The organism is Okeania sp. SIO3I5 (assembly GCF_010672085.1).
Lineage (GTDB): Bacteria > Cyanobacteriota > Cyanobacteriia > Cyanobacteriales > Microcoleaceae > Trichodesmium.
Genome location: NZ_JAAHHT010000040.1, coordinates 26,722 through 45,111 on the forward strand (window position 1 = coordinate 26,722; position 18,390 = coordinate 45,111).

The 18,390-nt window shown below is 36.9% G+C and carries 12 protein-coding genes; 6 read left to right on the forward strand and 6 right to left on the reverse strand.

Going from position 1 to position 18,390, the window contains the following annotated elements; all coding sequences use genetic code 11:
• Positions 1–95 precede the first annotated feature (95 nt).
• The 3 genes from F6K40_RS12075 to F6K40_RS12085 form a co-directional block, all read right to left on the reverse strand.
• Complete coding sequence (locus F6K40_RS12075) at positions 96–776, reverse strand: actin-binding WH2 domain-containing protein (RefSeq protein ID WP_293136007.1); 681 nt, start codon at positions 774–776, stop codon at positions 96–98.
• Between the two features lie 1,468 nt (positions 777–2,244).
• Positions 2,245–2,799 carry an energy transducer TonB gene (locus tag F6K40_RS12080; RefSeq protein ID WP_293136010.1) on the reverse strand — a complete coding sequence of 185 codons (555 nt, stop codon included), beginning with the start codon at positions 2,797–2,799 and terminating at the stop codon, positions 2,245–2,247.
• A 677-nt stretch (positions 2,800–3,476) separates the two neighbouring features.
• A complete protein-coding gene (locus F6K40_RS12085) occupies positions 3,477–5,147 on the reverse strand; it encodes a DUF3352 domain-containing protein (RefSeq protein WP_293136013.1) in 1,671 nt (556 codons plus the stop codon).
• 336 nt (positions 5,148–5,483) lie between these two features.
• On the opposite strand from F6K40_RS12085, the gene F6K40_RS12090 reads away from it, so the two are divergent.
• The 3 genes from F6K40_RS12090 (at position 5,484) to F6K40_RS12100 (ending at position 10,415) form a co-directional block, all read left to right on the forward strand.
• On the forward strand, positions 5,484–9,947 hold the full coding sequence (locus F6K40_RS12090) for a HEAT repeat domain-containing protein (protein WP_293136067.1): 4,464 nt from the start codon (positions 5,484–5,486) through the stop codon (positions 9,945–9,947).
• A 68-nt stretch (positions 9,948–10,015) separates the two neighbouring features.
• Positions 10,016–10,141, forward strand: a complete 126-nt coding sequence (locus tag F6K40_RS12095; RefSeq protein WP_293136016.1) for a hypothetical protein — start codon at positions 10,016–10,018, stop codon at positions 10,139–10,141.
• The gene (locus F6K40_RS12100; RefSeq protein ID WP_293136019.1) at positions 10,101–10,415 is read left to right on the forward strand and encodes a hypothetical protein; all 315 of its coding nucleotides are present in this window, start codon (positions 10,101–10,103) and stop codon (positions 10,413–10,415) included. The genes F6K40_RS12095 and F6K40_RS12100 overlap by 41 nt, the downstream gene beginning before the upstream one ends.
• Positions 10,416–11,089: 674 nt before the next feature.
• Here F6K40_RS12100 and F6K40_RS12105 read toward each other — a convergent pair.
• Positions 11,090–11,248 (reverse strand): addiction module protein, encoded by a 159-nt coding sequence (locus tag F6K40_RS12105; protein ID WP_293136021.1) that lies wholly within the window; start codon positions 11,246–11,248, stop codon positions 11,090–11,092.
• 275 nt (positions 11,249–11,523) lie between these two features.
• Between F6K40_RS12105 and F6K40_RS12110 the strand changes: the two genes are divergently transcribed.
• From F6K40_RS12110 to F6K40_RS12120, 3 genes are all read left to right on the forward strand, one after another.
• Positions 11,524–12,150, forward strand: a complete 627-nt coding sequence (locus tag F6K40_RS12110) for a hypothetical protein (RefSeq protein ID WP_293136024.1) — start codon at positions 11,524–11,526, stop codon at positions 12,148–12,150.
• A gap of 265 nt (positions 12,151–12,415) precedes the next feature.
• The gene (locus tag F6K40_RS12115) at positions 12,416–12,871 is read left to right on the forward strand and encodes an element excision factor XisH family protein (RefSeq protein ID WP_365671157.1); all 456 of its coding nucleotides are present in this window, start codon (positions 12,416–12,418) and stop codon (positions 12,869–12,871) included.
• Positions 12,859–13,203, forward strand: coding sequence for a XisI protein (locus tag F6K40_RS12120; protein WP_293136027.1), 345 nt, complete (start codon positions 12,859–12,861; stop codon positions 13,201–13,203). Before F6K40_RS12115 ends, F6K40_RS12120 begins: the two co-directional genes overlap by 13 nt.
• Before the next feature lie 154 nt (positions 13,204–13,357).
• Here F6K40_RS12120 and F6K40_RS12125 read toward each other — a convergent pair whose 3' ends face one another.
• A complete protein-coding gene (locus tag F6K40_RS12125; RefSeq protein ID WP_293136029.1) occupies positions 13,358–15,139 on the reverse strand; it encodes a DUF262 domain-containing protein in 1,782 nt (593 codons plus the stop codon).
• Positions 15,140–16,465: 1,326 nt separating this feature from the next.
• Positions 16,466–17,458, reverse strand: coding sequence for a ribose-phosphate pyrophosphokinase (locus F6K40_RS12130; protein ID WP_293136071.1), 993 nt, complete (start codon positions 17,456–17,458; stop codon positions 16,466–16,468).
• Positions 17,459–18,390 lie beyond the last annotated feature (932 nt).

Genomic DNA, 18,390 nt, shown 5'->3' on the forward strand with positions numbered 1-18,390 from the left:
TCAAAAATATTTTCCTTATTTCAAGCCTCTGATTTTAGGCATAAGTTATAATGCAAGAATTAATAATGCAAGAATTTTGAATTAATTTTACTTCATTAATTCCACCCTAAAAGACTGGTAATTAGATTGATAATCGTTAAATAAAAATTACCTCCTCTGTCTCTAAAAATTTGGAAAGGTTCTCCTGGTGAGCCAAAAAAAGGTCGCAGAGTCCATCCTAATTGAAATCCCACAAAAGCATATAATCCCAACCAAAATCGCAAAATCTTCAATCTAACTTCTTTTCCTTCTGCATCTTCTTCAGATAAAAAATTCATTCCCTGGTAAAAGAATTGTACCCCTAAAAAGCCTGTAACTGCAAAAATAACAACATTTAATAATACAAAAAACTGATAATTATTTATAGACAAGAGGAAAAACAAACTAACTGGTGCAAAGCCAAATAATAAAACCGCAATTAATGCCATTGCCGTCATTAATAATGTCAAAAATTGTTCAAAGCTTTTCTTGGAACCAAACATGACATTAAAGAAGTATAACGTCGGAAAACAAATAATTAAAGTTAATAAGTATAATGCTGGTAACTTAACAGCAGAAAAAAATGCTTGTAACCAACTATTTGAACTACCTATTATTGCACCATAAATCGCAAAAAATACAGCACTAGAAATTAATAAACCGAATATTTTTTCCTTGAGTTGATGACCTTGACGAATATCTTCTAGAAACTTCTGCCTCTCTCGTAATAGCTCCATGACAATAGAAAAGTATTTCATTCTTTTAGCTCCTATTTGTAAGTATTTTGTTTATATCTTATTCAAAACTCCAATTTGGAGATATTCAGTTCCTCAAATAATATTAAATTCTTGTATTGCTGTGCTTATGCCTCAGAAATAGGAAGTTATCCCCAAGCAATTTTTCAGAAATAATATCAAGTCCGGTAGTATCAGTATTTTCAATAATTAATAATTAACAATTAACAATTAATAATTAATAATTACCTCGTCAATGTCGAAACATACAATGGCCATTACAGACTGATATGGATTATACCAATTCCCATGCATTAATGCTATACTTGGGCAATACTTCAGTTATCAATTAATTAGTATATATCAAATCATTTTTTTGCTAGTTTTAGCTGATTTAATATTAATTATTGTCAGGATAAAAAATCATAGTAGCTAAATAAAACTACTGAAGTTATTAAAAATAATGTACTAAAAAATACATTTTTTCTCCCAAAAAAGCCAGGCCAAGACTTGCGCATAACTCGTCTATAATGCCCAAGCTTTATGTTAAGAAAGATGTGGGTAAAGCATAGTCCTGCAAGGAGAGGGGGGAGGTTTTATATCAAATCCGCTTAAACAGTTATAGATTGCTTAAGTCTTTAGGAGTCAGGAGTCAACCCACCCCTAACCCCTCCCAGGAGGGGAAGTCAGGAGTCAGGAGAAGAAAGAATCATACAGCGGTTTTCATTTCAGTAAACCACAGTAGGGACGTTCCATGGAACGTCCCTACTAGGTTTGAAATGTGAATATGTGGTTCATCAATCTGAAAAGTGCTGTAAAGATGAACGTAGTTATGAAGATATGAGATTTTTTTTATGTCCAATTAAAAGGATTTGATATTACCCACAATTTTTTTAGTCTGGACGCGCTAGTAGTGGCGCATCCAGCTTAAAAGGATATATCATATCATGTCCGGTTGAATAGTTATAAATAAAAATGGAGGAGTCAGAATTCAGGAGTCAGGAGTCAGGAGTCAGGAGCGAAGAGGAGAGAATTTTAAGCTATAAATGAAGAGAAAGTTTTTTGGTCGTGTAAGCGGAAGGTCGTTCTATCACGCTCTGCTCCGGACATGATATTACTTGAATAGTACGAGTTCTACCAAGTAATCCCAAATAGGTTGTTTGGATCTTTGAGAAATTTTCTGACACCTTTGAATAACTCTAGCGCTTTTGCTGTGGCATATTGTGTAGCAGCAAGGGAGAAAGCGCTTGATATCATGTCCGCTGGTGTCGGAAAGTGCAAACCAAAGGATGAATATCTACAGGAAATTTAAGTTGTTTCGGGGTTAATACCCTTAATTCCAAGAATACTAAAACCTGACAAAGCAAATTTCTGAATTCTAAATTCGCGCATTCTCGCATTCTGAATTCTTACCGTTTTACAATACCGATGCTACCGGACATGATATGAATTATCCTACATAAATAATCAATACTCCAAATCAGTTATTTCATTAGAAAAATTCTTCTATGGGAACTTTTGTGATACAAGAAGATAAAAGGTATTGAAAAATTTCTTTGCTTTGAGGAGAAACCTTACCTTCAGATATCTCAAGAGAAACTTCTAAAAAAGTTTCCCAAGGATATTGTTTTTCAGCTTGTTGAATCATACAAACACAAAATTCTTTTCCCTCTTCTCCATTGCTACAACCATCGATGAATTCTTTAACCATCTGTGGCGGATAAACGTAGGAATTTAATCCATCTAATTCAATATTTATGTCAGCAGATATTCCTTTTCGAGTATCATCCGATCGCTCAAAGCGCATTTTTTCCATTGCTTCTAAAGTTTCCTTATCGAATTTTTTGTTACCACTACTTTCGATAATTTCTAAATTAGTCGGTTTTCCTTTTCTATTTATATCGAACTCAATACGTAATCGCATCCGATTTTTTTCTTGAGCTACAACCGATGTCGGAATTACTAAAAAGACTAATAACAACATGATAACTTTTAGTCTTTTTAACCAAGAGGAAAATTTTTGAATATTGGGAGAAATTTTAATCATAATTTTTTATCAAGGGAGTAGAAAATTCGAGTAATTGAGTAGGGTGCCTTAGACGACTTAAATTTAGACTAGAAAACGGATTTATCAATCCGTCGCACGGCACCATTTTAGCTATGTCGGTGTACTACTACACCTTTCGCAAGATTCGATGTCACAGATTACTTTCAACTTCTGAGTTGTCAGTTCTGAGTTCTGCTATACCTGGAATCTGCTGTCTGTTGGGTTTCATTCTTCAACCCAACCTACGCTTTTGGCAAGATTCGATGTCACAGATTACTTTTGATATCAAATCCGCTCGCGAAAGGAGTGATATAATTCTACCATCAGAAAAGAGTGAAAACTCCTAGTTGGTCGAGGGTTTGGAGACCAAACCCCTACAGTCTTGAATTATACCGATACTACCGGATTTGATATGACTTCTGAGTTCAGCTATACCTGGAATCTGCTGTATGTTGGGTTTCATTCTTCAACCCAACCTACACCTGTAGCAAGATTCGATGTCACAGATTACTTTCAACTTCTGAGTTGTCAGTTCTGAGTTCAGCTATACCTGGAATCTGCTGTATGTTGGGTTTCATTCTTCAACCCAACCTACGCTTTTAGCAAGATTCGATGTCAGAGATTACTTTTAACTCCTGACTTCTAACTTTTGAATTTTGAATTTTGAATTTTGAATTCTAGAGCTCCTGTTTTTTCAATTTCACAAATACATCATAATTGGTTGTGCGACTATTACTAACAATAGATGTCACCCCAATAGATTCCATACCATCTAACCAAATTTTTTGATTGGTAGGTAACTGCGGAATAGAAAGATTTTGAGGATTGAAAGTCCGACTAATATCAATGAAAAAGTTACCATTAAAAGATTCTGACTCTAATGGTAAAGTTTCTTGCAATACCACACTTTCTGCCATCGAATTTGTCGGTGCAGGCAATATTTGATTTTCTATAGATCCTCCTAAAGTGAAAAATACTACGTTCCCATTCAACCAACCACGAATTACGGTAAAACCACCAAAGGGGGAAGTCCACTTCACAACAGGTTGTCCGCTAGCAACAGCTTCACCTACTTCAAATTCTCTTTTCTTCATCGCCTCATCTAATTTTTTCAGAGACTCTTCCGCAGCACGGCGATCGCTTGCTTTAACCATAAACACAAACCCCGCAGCAAATTTTTGTAACTGCTCCTTATTTTTGGGAATAGGTAGCAAAGACAAAGAATATTCTCCTGCCATCCAATCGATAAATTCCTTATCTAGATCCATACCAGTTGCATTCTTCACAGTTTGACGAAATACCCCTGGGTTAATGGGAGCGATGGGATTAGCTCCCGCACCCTTGACATAATCAGACCACATTTTCTGTAAATTACTGCCAGATATCATCATCAAAGCATTTCCAGGAACCCGACTTAACATTCCCGTGGCATTATTTTCGACAGTAAACTTTTTCTCACTATTAGGTTTTAGCCAAGAAATTGCCTTTAAATCTATACCTTCAGGAACTATACTGACTGTTGCTGCCATTCCCTGATTATCCTCAAGTCGTTTGAGATTTTCCTCAGACACAGGAGTAATAGATTTACTAGAAGTATAAGCAGCAGCAGCAGGAATATTCACATATACCTGAGCAAAAGGTGCCGCACTTTCCAATGTCTTCATCGCTTCTGTATAACCAGGAGCTTCTTCTAGAGAATTATCTCCTTTATATATATCGATCGCTCGGTTTATTGCCGTTTGAGAATTAGTAACTACCAAAAACTCTCCTCCCAATGCTGCTACAGAAATATCTTGATTAGGTACTCCTTCAGTTTCTGTAATTTCAATACCTCTGTAGGTACGTTTAACTAATTTACCCTCTTTAGGAGAGCGCGGTTTGTCTAAAATTTGTTGAGCTGCCGTTGGATCGGCGATCGGCAATACCACCAGAGTTGCTTGTTGAGCGGGGGGAGGTGGCGGAGAATCGGGAGTAGTTGGGTTAGTCGGTTCTAGAGTAGACTTGCGCAAAAAAGCGATCGCTACTTCCTTACCTATCCAAGGTTGAATATCTCGTTGATAATTATAACCATAAGTAGTGAGGAAGCGATCGCGCAACTGCCCCAACAATTTTTGCAAAGCAGCTTTTGATTGAGGAGTGCCAAACTGTTGTAAATTTTCCCATTGAGTAGAGTCAGTAGAAAGATGTAAAGTCATCATTGCATCCTTGGGGACAACCTCGGCACCCACAGGCAAATTGTCTACTGTTTCTTCGGAAGAGATGAGGATATAGCCAGCGACACTGCCGATAATCATTAAGCAGGCAGCTCCTAGTAAGGTTAAAGGTAAGGTTTTATCTTGCTTTTTCATTCTTAGCTAAAATGGAATTAGAGATTAAAATATAAATTTGTAGGTTGGGTTGAGGTATCCCGTTAGCGGAGCTTATCCGCAGGATAAACCCAACATTATCTATGTTTTTGTTAGGTTACGTTGTTTGACTTGAGCCGGCAAAAAGCTTTTTCAAGCGAAACTAAACAACCCTTGGGTTTTTGTTGGGTTGCGCTGTCGCTTAACCCAACCTACAATCTACAATATTGTATATGAACAATAGTTTGTAATTTTCTACTAATTTCTGACTTTGTGTAAAGAGTAAAAATAATCAAAAAAATCTAACTTTTGAATTTTGAATTTTGAATTTTGAATTGTATGTGGAAGCCCTATCTAGAATCAATTTGCCAAGAATACGCCAAATGGTGGGAGGTTTATACTCTGACGGATGTGGCGGGAAAAAAGCGTCTTGAGCAACGGCAAAATATTTCCCCATTGTTGGATTTGGGTTTGATGGTACAAACTATTGAGTCCGAGGAAAAACAGAGGGAACGTCCAGAAGAGAAAATTGAACGGTTGACGGTTTTGGAGGGTTTGCGCAAATATGCCCCGAATCATGTTTTATTGGTAGGAAGACCAGGATCGGGAAAATCTACTGCTTTGGCCAGATTATTGTTGGAGGAGGCCGAGAAGTTAAGGTCTTCCTTGGAAAAAGAAGAATCCCCCCTTAGTCCCCCCTTTGAAAGGGGGGAGACAAGAGACACTTCCCCCTTTCCAAGGGGGGAGACAAGAGAAAGGAGGGAGTTTCCCAGGAATACTGAAGGAGAAACAAGAGCTACCCCCCCCTTTCAAAGGGGGGTTGGGGGGGATAAAAACTCACAAAGGGAGACAAGGGGGAATAAACCCAGAATTCCCATTCTCATCGAACTACGCTACAGTCAAACTTCCATACTTGACAGAATCCAAAAATTTATCCACAAACACCACCCCACCATAAATATAGATAAAGCAACTCTAGAAACTTGGCTCCGTCAAGGTGAATTTTTGGGCGTTGCTGAACCAAGGGATGAATCTTTCGCTCCCCACACCTCCCACACCTCCCGTACGGACGTTGATAACAAAAATGCGAACGTCCCTACCCACACCTCCCACACTTCCCACACCTCCCACACTCCCCACACTCCCCTTTTGCTCCTCTTCGATGGGTTTAACGAGATGGCATCGGAAGCGGCACGACAACAGGTGAGAATGTTTCGGCAAGACTACCCCAATACTGCCATGGTGTTTACCACGCGAGATTTGAGTCTGGGGGGAGATTTGGGGATTGAGAAAAGGTTGGAAATGCTGCCTCTGACGGAATCTCAAATGCAGGAGTTTGTCTGTGCTTATTTGCCGGAGCATGGTGAAAATTTATGGCAGCAGTTGCAGGGGAGGTTGCGGGAGTTGGGGGAAACTCCGATGTTTTTGTTGATGTTGTGTTCGGTGTTTGGCTATAACAAGGTAATACCTGCTCATCTGGGGTTGGTGTTTCGGAGTTTTACTCAGACTTATAGTAGTCGCCTCAAGCAAGATGTTCCGGTTGATGAAAGTTCTCGACGTTGGTGGGATCGGTTATTGCAGGAGTTGGCGTGGGTGATGACGAATGGGGAGTCGAAAACTGAGATTATGGTTGCTATTTCTCGGCAAAAAGCTGAGGAGGTGTTGGCAGAGTTTTTGCGAGGGGAGGTGGTAGCTCCGACTGACTGTGCGATGCGTTGGTTGGAGGATTTATTGGAGCATCATTTGATTCAGGTGGGAGATGATGGTCAGATTTCGTTTCGCCATCAGTTGTTGCAGGAGTATTATGTGGCGGAAAGGTTGTTGTTGCGGTTGTCTGGTTTGAGTGACTATGAGTTGCAGTGGGATTATTTGAATTATTTGAAGTGGACGGAAGTTGTGGCGTTGATGTTGGGGTTGGTGGAGGATGAGGGGTTAGCGGTGCGGGTGGTAAGGTTGGCGTTGGAGGTAGATTGGTTTTTGGGGGCGAGGTTGGTGGGAGAGGTGCAACGGAGGTTTCAGGAGCGGATGTTTGCAGAGGTTGAGCGGTTGGAGTTGCCTGTGTTGTTGGAGGTTTATTTGGCGGAGTTAACGAAGTCGGATGCTGCTGTTCCGGGGTTAATTCTACTCCTAGAAGACTCAGACAAATATGTGCGTTGGAGTGCAGTATTTGCTATAGGTAAAATAGGTTCGGAAACAGCAATTGAGGGATTAATTCCACTCCTAAAAGGCTCAGATTCTTTTGTGCGTAGAAGAGCAGCAGAAGTTCTGGGTGAGATTGGCTCTGAAAGTGTAATTGAGGAATTAATTCCACTCCTAAAAGACTCAGACTTTGAGGTGCGTAGAAGAGCAGCAGAAGCTTTGGGTAAAATTGGCTCTGAAAGTGTAATTGAGGAATTAATTCCACTCCTAAAAGACTCAGACTCTGAGGTGCGTAGAAGAACAGCAGAAGCTCTGGGTAAAATTAGCTCTGAAACTGCTATTGCCAGATTAATTCCACTTTTAGAAGACTCTGAGTTTAATGTGTTTTGGAGAGCAGCAAAAGCTCTGGGTGAAATTGGCTCTGAAAGTGTAATTGAGGAATTAATTCCACTCCTAAAAAATTCAGATTCTTTTGTGCGTAGAAGAGCAGCAGAAGCTCTCGGTGAAATTGCCTCCGAAACTGCAATTGAGGAATTAATTCCACTTCTAGAAGACTCTGAGTTTAATGTGCGTTGGAGTACAGTAGAAGCTCTGGGTGAAATTGGCTCTGAAAGTGTAATTGAGGAATTAATTCCACTCCTAAAAAACTCAGATTCTTTTGTGCGTTGGAGAGCAGCAGAAGCTCTGGGTAAAATTGGCTCCGAAACTGCAATTGAGGAATTAATTCCACTTCTAGAAGACTCTGAGTTTAATGTGCGTTGGAGTACGACAGAAGCTCTGGGTAAAATTGGCTCTGAAACTGCAATTAAGGAATTAATTCCGCTCTTAGAAGACTCAGATTCTTTTGTGCGTTGGAGTGCAGTAGAAGCTCTGATTGAAATACGTCGGGAAACTGGCATTCCTAGATTAATTCTACTTCTAGAAGACTCAGACTATTATCTGCGTATGAGAGCAGTAGAAGCTCTGGGTAAAGTAGGTTCGGAAACTGCAATTCCGAAATTAATTCCACTCTTAGAACACCCAGACCCTTATATGGGTTGGAGAGCAGGAGAAGCTCTGGTTAAAATAGCTTCGCAAACTGGAATTCCGAAATTAATTCCACTCTTAGAACACTCAAACTATAATGTGAGTTGGAGTGCAGCAGAAGCTCTGGTTAAAATAGGTTCGCAAACTGCAATTGAAGGATTAATTCCATTCCTAGAAGACTCAAACTCTAATGTATCTATGAAGGCAGCAGTAGCTCTGGGTGAAATAGGTTCAGAAACTGCAATTCCGAAATTAATTCCACTTCTAGAAAACTCAGAGTCTAATGTGCGTTGGAGAGCAGCAATAGCTCTGGGTAAAATTGGCTCCGAAACTGCAGTTGAGGGATTAATTCCACTCCTAAAAGACTCAGAGTATAATGTGCGTAGTAGTGCAGCAGAAGCTCTGGGTAAAGTCGGTTCAGAAACTGCAATTGAGGGATTAATTCCACTCCTAGAAGACTCAGAGTCTAATGTGTGTAGGAGTGCAGCAGAAGCTCTGAGTAAAATAGGTTCAGAAAACACAACTATTGAGTTGACAAAAAAACTACAAAACGATCGCTTTGTCAAACAAATGCTATCTGAAACTATCGACACCATTAAAACCATCCAACAACGCCTTCAATACTACAAACCAACCCCCAAAATACCCATGTCTAAAACACTTTCTCACAACTACGCCCTACTAATAGGAGTCGGCGACTGCAAATACCCCAACTGGTCACTCCCCACCACAGTCAAAGACGTTCAAACAATCAAATCATTCCTCATAAACCCCGACTTATGTAGTTACATTGACAAAGAAAATTATCTCCGCTTCCTCAGCAATGAACAAGCAACAAAACAAAACATTTTAGACAACTTAAACTGGCTCCAACAAAAAGCAAAAAATGACCCAGAAGCGACAATATTAGTCTATTATTCGGGTCATGGTTGGCTAGATAAATCAACCCAAAACTATTATTTAATCCCCCACGACACCAGTCCCGTAAAACCACAAAAAACAGCATTACCAGCAACAGAATTTAACAACGCCCTCCAGCAAATATCCGCCCAAAAACTATTAGTAATAATAGATAGTTGTCACGCCCAAGGAATGGCAACCGCCAAACAAACAGAGGAACTAGAATTACCCGAAAACTTCAGTCAAACCGCCCTCCCGAAAAACTTAATAGCAGACTTAAGAAAAGGAACAGGGCGAGCAGTATTCACCTCATCCACAGGAGACGAGTTATCATGGATACGCTCCGATGGAAAAATGAGTATCTACACATACCATTTTCTGGAAGCATTACAAGGAGGAGGCAATAAACCAGGAGATAAAATTGTCACCGTTTCCAATCTTATGAGTCATGTCAGCAAAACCGTTCCCGAAAGCGCTCAAAAATTAGGCAAAAAACAAACTCCCATGTTCGACTTTTCCCAGACAGAAGATTTTCCCGTAGCGTTATTGCGTGGGGGTAAAGGTTTACCCGATGGCGGATGGGAGGAAGTAAAACAGGAAGCACAAGAGAATATTCAAGCGGGGCGTGATATTAATACTAATACTGCCGGGCGTGATATAGATAGGGGAGATAAAATAGATATCGATCTTTCTGGCAGCAGCGGAGTCACAATTCATGGAGGTATCGGTTCAAAATAAAAAAGCTAGAAGCTTGTGCTACTTAACTCCAAAAGTCTCAGTCGTAGGTTGGGTTGCTCACACAGATTATGCCACGGATATACGGATTAAGACGTATAACAAAATTTGACAAATTAACTCCCAAAGTCGTAGGTTGGGTTGCTCACACGGATTATGCCACGGATACACGGATTCAGAGGTATAACAAAATTTGACAAATTAACTCCCAAAGTCGTAGGTTGGGTTGCTCACACGGATTATGCCACGGATATACGGATTCAGAGGTATAACGTAGTTGTAGGTTGGGTTGCTCACACGGATTATGCCACGGATATACGGATTCAGAGGTATAACGTCGCCGTAGGTTGGGTTGCTCACACGGATTATGCCACGGATATACGGATTCAGAGGTATAACGTCGCCGTAGGTTGGGTTGAGCTGCTCACACGGATTATGCCACGGATATACGGATTCAGAGGTATAACGTAGCCTTAGGTTGGGTTTCGTGCCTCAACCCAACATATTAATCCAGCAAATAGCAGCTTTTGTTGGGTTGCGCTACCGCTTAACCCAACCTACAGGTACTCTGTTATGGTTCGGTTGGGCGATCGCTTGATTATGATTTGTCGTAGGTTGGGTTGAGCTGCTCACACGGATTATGCCACGGATATACGGATTCAGAGGTATAACGTAGCCTTAGGTTGGGTTTCGTGCCTCAACCCAACATATTAATCCAGCAAATAGCAGCAAGTTCGATCCTGAAATAATATTGACATACTCCCGACGTTGCCCTTACGGGACTTATAGGGATTCTTCAGTCTGGGAAACCCTGACCGCTGTTTAGACAGAGGTGATGTCCTCCCCCTGTGTTGACATTGATAATAACAAAATGCTCGTAGCTTGTCAAGGGCATATGAACGTTTAGCTTATGAAGGTATCCGAATCCTGGCCCTGGCTTTCATCCCGACGCTATCCCATAGGGAGAGCAAGGGACTTCCCGCCAGGAAAGTTAAATCCTTTAGTAGACGACAAAGTAGGGACGTTGCATGCAACGTCCCTACCCGGTTATCATTTTCAGATTGAATAATAATTTTGTAGTTCATTTCCTGTTTTTAATTCTTTGCTTAACTTCCTGCCAGTTTGAACCTATTTCTGAGTTTTCTTCATAATAATTCCCACCGATAATCTAGTTCTTGTTTTTGTGTTTGTGTTAATTCAATTTCATTTGGCATATCGGCAATACTATTCCAAATATTTTCTATTAATTCTAGTCTTTCTGAAATATTGAGTTGTAAGATTTGATTTATTAGCTTAGTAGTCATAATTAAATTAGTTAATGCAACTTATTTGCATTTTAATACATTATTAGCGATCGCTCATACCACATTTATTAGTAGTAGGTTGGGTTGAGGAACGTTTGCGGAGCATTTCCAACGGAAAAACCCAACAAATTAATCCCACAAATTGCAGTTATTGTTGGGTGGGGCGATCGCCCCACCCAAGCTACAACTTATTACTATAAAAAATAACACCACAAATACTTTAAATCGAATTATAATTTTATTAAAAATACTTTAAAATCTTTAAGCTTAAGATAATGAGATTATCCTTAATTATTGGAATTTCCAGTCTAATTACAATTCTTCCTTTTGCATCAAATTTAGATGCAGCAAATATTCTATACCCATCATCAAAATCTTCATCAGAATTTACTCAAACCAATATTATTTATCTGGCCGATAACTGGTATAACTACAAAGCTAAAGACGGCAGTTATACAATTTATTTTCCCCAAAAACCACAAGAAGAAAATTTATCTCTAAATACCCCTTTAGGAAAATTAAATGCCCTATTTGTATTCTATCAATATCCAGAAGAAAAACGAATTTTTTATGTTTCTCACGTTAAATATCCCGTTGAACCTAGCCAATATAATGTAGAAAAAGGATTAGATGGAGCGCGAGACGGAGCAGCACAAAATACTAACTCTATAATAGTTAGTGAAAAGAGAATTAGTTACAAAGGATTTCCAGGTAGAGAAATCATTTTCCAGTCACGAGAAAGACCTGATTTAAAAACACTAGCAAGAATATATATCGACCCTAACGGACCAATATTATATACTTTACAAGTAATTGCTGAAGATGGAAATTTAGACTTTCCAGAAGCTAAAGCTTTTTTAGATTCTTTTGTTGTATTAGAGGGAGTAGGGAATATTCAATAATTAATAATTATTAATTACCTCTTCTGATAGAAGGATTGGGTTAAAAGGAATTTTTTCCTTCAATTTTTCGGTAATTCTGGAAACAGGGAATAGAATGGAAGAAAAAAACTGTACCTCAGTAATCTGAGAAACCCTATATAATAGTCCTATAATTTATATCAAAAGTAATGGCTGCTAAAGACCTATTTCATGGTGCTTTAAACAATTAATAATTAATAATTAATAATGAATAATTAATTATTACCTCTCCTTGAAACTGATAGGATTGACTAACCATGAAAATTTTTATTTATTATCCCCTATCCAAGGGGAGGCTTTAAACCAAAATTTTTCGGTAAAACAGGCACTCCTAAAAGAAAATTGGATTATTACAGCAGACCCTCTAAAAATAAAAATTGAGGGAATTAAGCTGGAAGTAGATTTAGGAGCAGAAAAAATTATAGCAGCTCAAAAAGCAGAGCAGAAAATAGCAGTTGAAATCAAAAGTTTCCTCAAGACTTCAACAATTACGGACTTTCATAATGCACTAGGTCAATTTTTAAATTATCGTTTAGCATTGCAAATGATTGAATCAGATAGAATACTTTACTTAGCAGTTCCTTTTGATACTTTTAAGTCATTTTTTCAGGAAAAATTTATTCAAGAAGCAGTCAAATTTTATCAAGTAAAATTGCTGATTTATAATCCTACTGAGGAGATAATTATTGAATGGAAAAATTAGAAAATTACAGAAATATAATCCGCCAATTATTGAATAATCATGCCACTCTAGAAGATAATAATTCTGATACAGAAATTGAGTGTCAAATTATTTGTGATACAGAAAATGATCATTATCAAGTTCTAGATATTGGTTGGGATGGACTTAAACGAGTTTATAACTGTTTTATCCATTTCGATATTAAAGATGGTAAAATTTGGATTCAGCGAAATATGACAGAAGCCGATCTAGCCCAAGATTTGACAGATATGGGAATACCAAAAGAGGATATTATTATCGGTTTACATCCTCCTTATAAACGTCCTTACACAGGTTATGGAACACCTGAGTAGAAAAGTAGATAATTAGTAAAAATTTAGTCATAAGCCATTAGCAATTGAAAATTAAGTTCTGATCTTTGAAAAAGGAATCTGAATTGAAAAATTTAGCTTAACTTGTGTTTTTACTCCCTATTCCCTATTCCCTATTCCCTTAACTGATAACTGACTATTTAGGAACATCCCAAACTTTTTTCGCTAATTTAATCAACATTTCTTGGCGAGTTTCTATTGCCTGAGAATCCCATTTTTCAAATGTCTTTAAATCTTGTACTGCTAAATCTATACTTGTATTTTCTCCAACAGAAACTACTTCGGCAATAGTTCTAGTCAGCAAAAATCTTGACTTTGTATAACCTAATTTTTTCTCAGCAAAGTTAGCATTAGCAATAGCAGATTTAATCGAACTTTCTAACAAAGTCAGATTTCCTAAACGTTTACTATAATTTCCTATTTCAGTAGGTTTATCAAAATCTACAATCACTTCTTTTGTCGGATTTTCTGGCAAAATTTGTTCTAATTCTAATTTGAGAATATAATTTCTTAAATCATCAATTCCTGCTACACTACCCCAGGCAGTTTCATCTATATATTGTGTTAGTTTTGCCAAAATATATTTAATTTGATATGGCTGGAATGATGATTTATTCAGTTTAGAAAATGCTTTGTCAAATTTGTCTGCTACTCGTTGTTTGCTAGGAATAATTTGGTTAGCAATAAACTGATCGAAATCTTCTCGTGATGTAATTTGACGTAATTCACTTGCCCACTTAAGAATCATGCCATCAAATGCTTTTTGATTACGTTCGCTAGTCAACATTGCTAAAAATAATAAATTTTCTACCTCTCTACATAGATCGACAAAACAATCTTGAGGCAATTTATTTACAGCCAAAAGTAATATTAAATGCTGCCTAACATTTACACTAAGATTTCTAATATTTACTAAATAACGATTGACAGTTCCATCAATATTATTACCTGCTAAAAATTCTGAATAAGCTTGAGCTGAGGCAAGTAAATTATTCACAAACCGAATCGGTTCAGTTTTATATCCACACAAAGATTCATTTTGTAGGAACCAATCATAGACTTCTTTTTCAGCTATATAATTCCCATCTTCTGCATACTTAGCTAATATAAAATAACGCAAAAAACGCATTGGTTTTTCTTGCGAATTATAGAGCAAATCTAGAATTTTTTTCCATTTGACTTTGATTTTATCGTAGTTTGTTTGTTTAGCTTTAGCAAAAATCAGATTTTTGAGTAAATCCATATCATCTAGGGGTAAACCACGATGATTTAGAGTTGAATATATTTTCAAAGCATGGGCAACACTAGCTGTTTTGACTCGAATTAACTTAACATTTTTGAGAAAGTATGCGTAAAACTTTTTCAGATTATAAATAGTAAATTTATCTAGTTCAAATTTATCAGAAAGAAAATCTCTAATTTCAGCATAAGCATTCTGAATATTTTTAACAGAGCGAGTAGGAGATATTTGGTCTAAATCGACTTGTAGAGCAATATTTTCGAGTATGCCTCGACTTTCCTCATATTGTAGTTCTACCCTATGTCTAAACTGGTCATTACCCCAGTTATCTGTATATAAAGCAGCAATCTTATTTTTTAATGCTTCAATACGTTCATTAGGATTAATACTTAATAAATAATCCCGAATTGCACAGAGGACTAAATAAGCAGTAGTCATGCGTTGCTGCCCATCAATTACCTCATACAATTTTTCTCCACGGTTACAAACAATTATACTGCCAATAAAATACTCAGAATAGGTATTTTGAATTTGTTCGGAAAATTCTTCATAGATATCTTGAATAAATTCATTTACCTCTTTTTCTTCCCAAACATACTCGCGCTGATAATCAGGAATAAGATAAAATTCATCAAATAACTTTTCTAAAGTCATGTCTTGAGATTCGATAGTTGCCATATAATTACCTCAATTTAAGAAGGGAATAGAGAGAAGAAGGGAATAGGGAATAGGGAATAGGGAATAGTCAAGAGTTTTGGAGTTGATTTCTAGTTTTTAAATTTTTACCACATAAGCTTATACTGCTATATCTTGATTATGGAACATCCAAGAAAAATATACCTTTTTTTGATACTTAATCTAAAAATAATTGCAGAAGGCAATAGGGAATAGTCAAGAGTTTTGGAGTTGATTTCTAGTTTTTAAATTTTTACCACATAAGCTTATACTGCTATATCTTGATTATGGAATATCCAAGAAAAATATACCTTTTTTTGATACTTAATCTAAAAATAATTGCAGAAATAAATAGGGAATAGTCAAGAGTTTTGGAGTTGATCTCTAGTTTTTAAATTTTTACAACATAAGCGCATATTGCTATATTTTAATTATGGAACATCCAAGAAAAATATACCTTTTTTTGATACTTAATCTAAAAATAATTGCAGAAGGCAATAGGGAATAGGAAATAGGGAATAGTCAAGAGTTTTGGAATTTATTTCTAGTTTTTAAATTTTTACAACATAAGCGCATATTGCTATATTTTGATTATGCAAAATGCAAGAAAAATATACTTTTTTTGTTGATACTTAATCTAAAAATTATTGAAGAAGGGAATAGGGAATAGTCAAGAATTTTGGAATTTATTTCTAGTTTCAAACTATATAAGTGAAATAATTTCCGAAAATTACTCTAGCGTCAAAGTTTCGAGCCTGTAAAATATTACTTTTAACTTTTAACTTTTGACTGTCAGATGTGCGTCTTACATTCTGTTGGCGAAGCCTTTCCGCAGGAAATGGATACCTCAGAATTACCAACCTATCCCACGATTCTAAAAATGCTTATTTATTTAAGTAAAATTTTCCTGAAAAGCTGGATTTTTCGTTTTTATCTTTAAGAATATTTGGGATTTTCAGCAAAAATATTATTAGTGGGATAGGTTCACGCACTTGATGCATAACTTCTGTGAAACAGTATTAACTATTCCCCCTGTAAATGTGAAAATAACAGCAGAGTTGCTAAAGCAAACCCTACTGTTAATAAATTAACTCTGTTAAATATTCCTAAAAATTTCATAATTCTTCCCTCCTAAAAATAGTGAAGTAAGAGGTATTTCAGCAATTAACAATTAATAATTAATAATTAATAATTACCTCTCCCTTTTAGGGAGAGGATTGACTAATAAGGAAAAAAAATTATTTTTTCCCCTTGAAAGGAGAGGCTTTTAACCTGAATTATTTAATTAATAATTATTAATTATTCGGTAATATGTAAGAATCCTAAATTCTAGCGAAACATACTACTGACTGAAGTATCTTCGTGAATGCGCCAAATAGTCTCACCCAATAAATTCGCAACTGAAAGAACTGTCAACTGAGAAAATGAATTTTCCTCATTAAATGGAATAGTATTAGTAACAATCACCTCTTCAAATACTCCATTGGAAAGACGCTCAATAGCTGGTGGAGAAAATACAGCATGAGTAGCACAAGCATAAACTTGTCGTGCCCCATGTTCCCGTAACAGTCGCCCACCTTCACAAATAGTCCCAGCAGTATCAATCATGTCATCTACCAGAACAGCAGTCTTGTCCTTAACATCCCCAATTATATTCAAAACTTCTGCCACATTGTGAGCTTGGCGACGTTTATCAATAATTGCCAAAGGAGCATCATTTAGCTTTTTCGCAAAAGCTCTGGCTCTTGCCACCCCACCCACATCGGGAGAAACAACAACAATATCAGATAAATTCTTACTTGTTAAGTAATCTAAAATTACTGGTAAACCGTAAACATGATCGAAGGGAATATCAAAATAACCCTGAATCTGAGCGGAATGCAAATCCATTGCTAAAACACGACTAGCTCCTGCCTCAGTAATTAAATTGGCCACTAATTTCGCAGTAATTGATTCTCGTCCAGCAGTTTTACGGTCTGCCCTGGCATAACCATAATAAGGAATTACTGCAGTAATTTGTCTAGCAGAAGCACGACGACAAGCATCTACCATTATTAATAATTCCATCAGGTTGTCATTAACTGGACGACAACTAGGCTGAATTAAATAAACATCACAGCCCCGAATTGATTCCTGAATTTGAATATATAACTCTCCATCAGCAAATCGTTTACGCACCATTGGGCCTAGGTCTAAACCTAGGTATCTAGCTACTTCCGTAGATAGAGGAACGTTAGCTGATCCAGAAAAAAGTCTTAGTCGATTATGATCGTTAGCAATAGCAGGCACAGTAGCCTGAATTGGTAAAGTAGCACGGATCACGGCAAGCCCTCGTAGCACCTTTATTCATCGTGATCTTATCATCTCAAATCACAAATATTCTTCCGTATTTTTATCGACAGAAAGATTATTTCATCCTCAATACACCAAAAATCTTTATCCAATTAATGTAATTATTATGGAATATTTACTAATAAAATTAAATAAGTCTTTGAAAAATGTAAAATATCTTAAGCAGATACTATTTTTCTGATAAATAGACATCTCCGGAAAAGAGGGAACAGGGAACAGGGAACAGGGAACAGGAAGAAGTAATTGATAATTTCTGGATAAGAATTGATTCTATTTTTAATTTTCACGCCTATGTCTAATAGGATTTACCCAAAAAAACCTAGTTTCTACTATAAATAGTTGGTTTAAACATTATAGATATCTAGGAGGTGTCATCAATTAGAAGTTACAAGCTTTGTCAGTCAAGGTTTTTAGAATCAGGAGTTTTTTAAAGGCCAAAAGCTCAAAACTATTGCCACATATCACTTTCAGATTTAATTGATGACACGCCCTAGTAATAAAAGAGGTTTCTGAGTTCTTGTACTTAATTTTAAGTCAAAAGTCAAAAAGAATAAGGCAAAAGCGTTAATAATTAGGGTTTGCGGAAAAAACCATAACGTGGGGAGTGTGGGAAGTGTGGGAAGAAAGAGAAAGTAGGAGGAATAAATTGGATATAGTGATTTTTCTGTGCTTGATAATCGCCATGAGAAATATGATCAACCACAACGATGGCCGTTTTTCCTAGTTTTGGTGGAGTTATATTTTGGACATACAGAATTGTATAAACTGAACTAAACTCACCTTTAACCTTATAAAATCAAGAATAATCTAAAATCTACAAAAGTCGAGTAAATTGGCACATTTAATTCGCTGATAGTTCTTTATATATCTGGAATGTTGACTTATCAAGATTTACCTTTAGA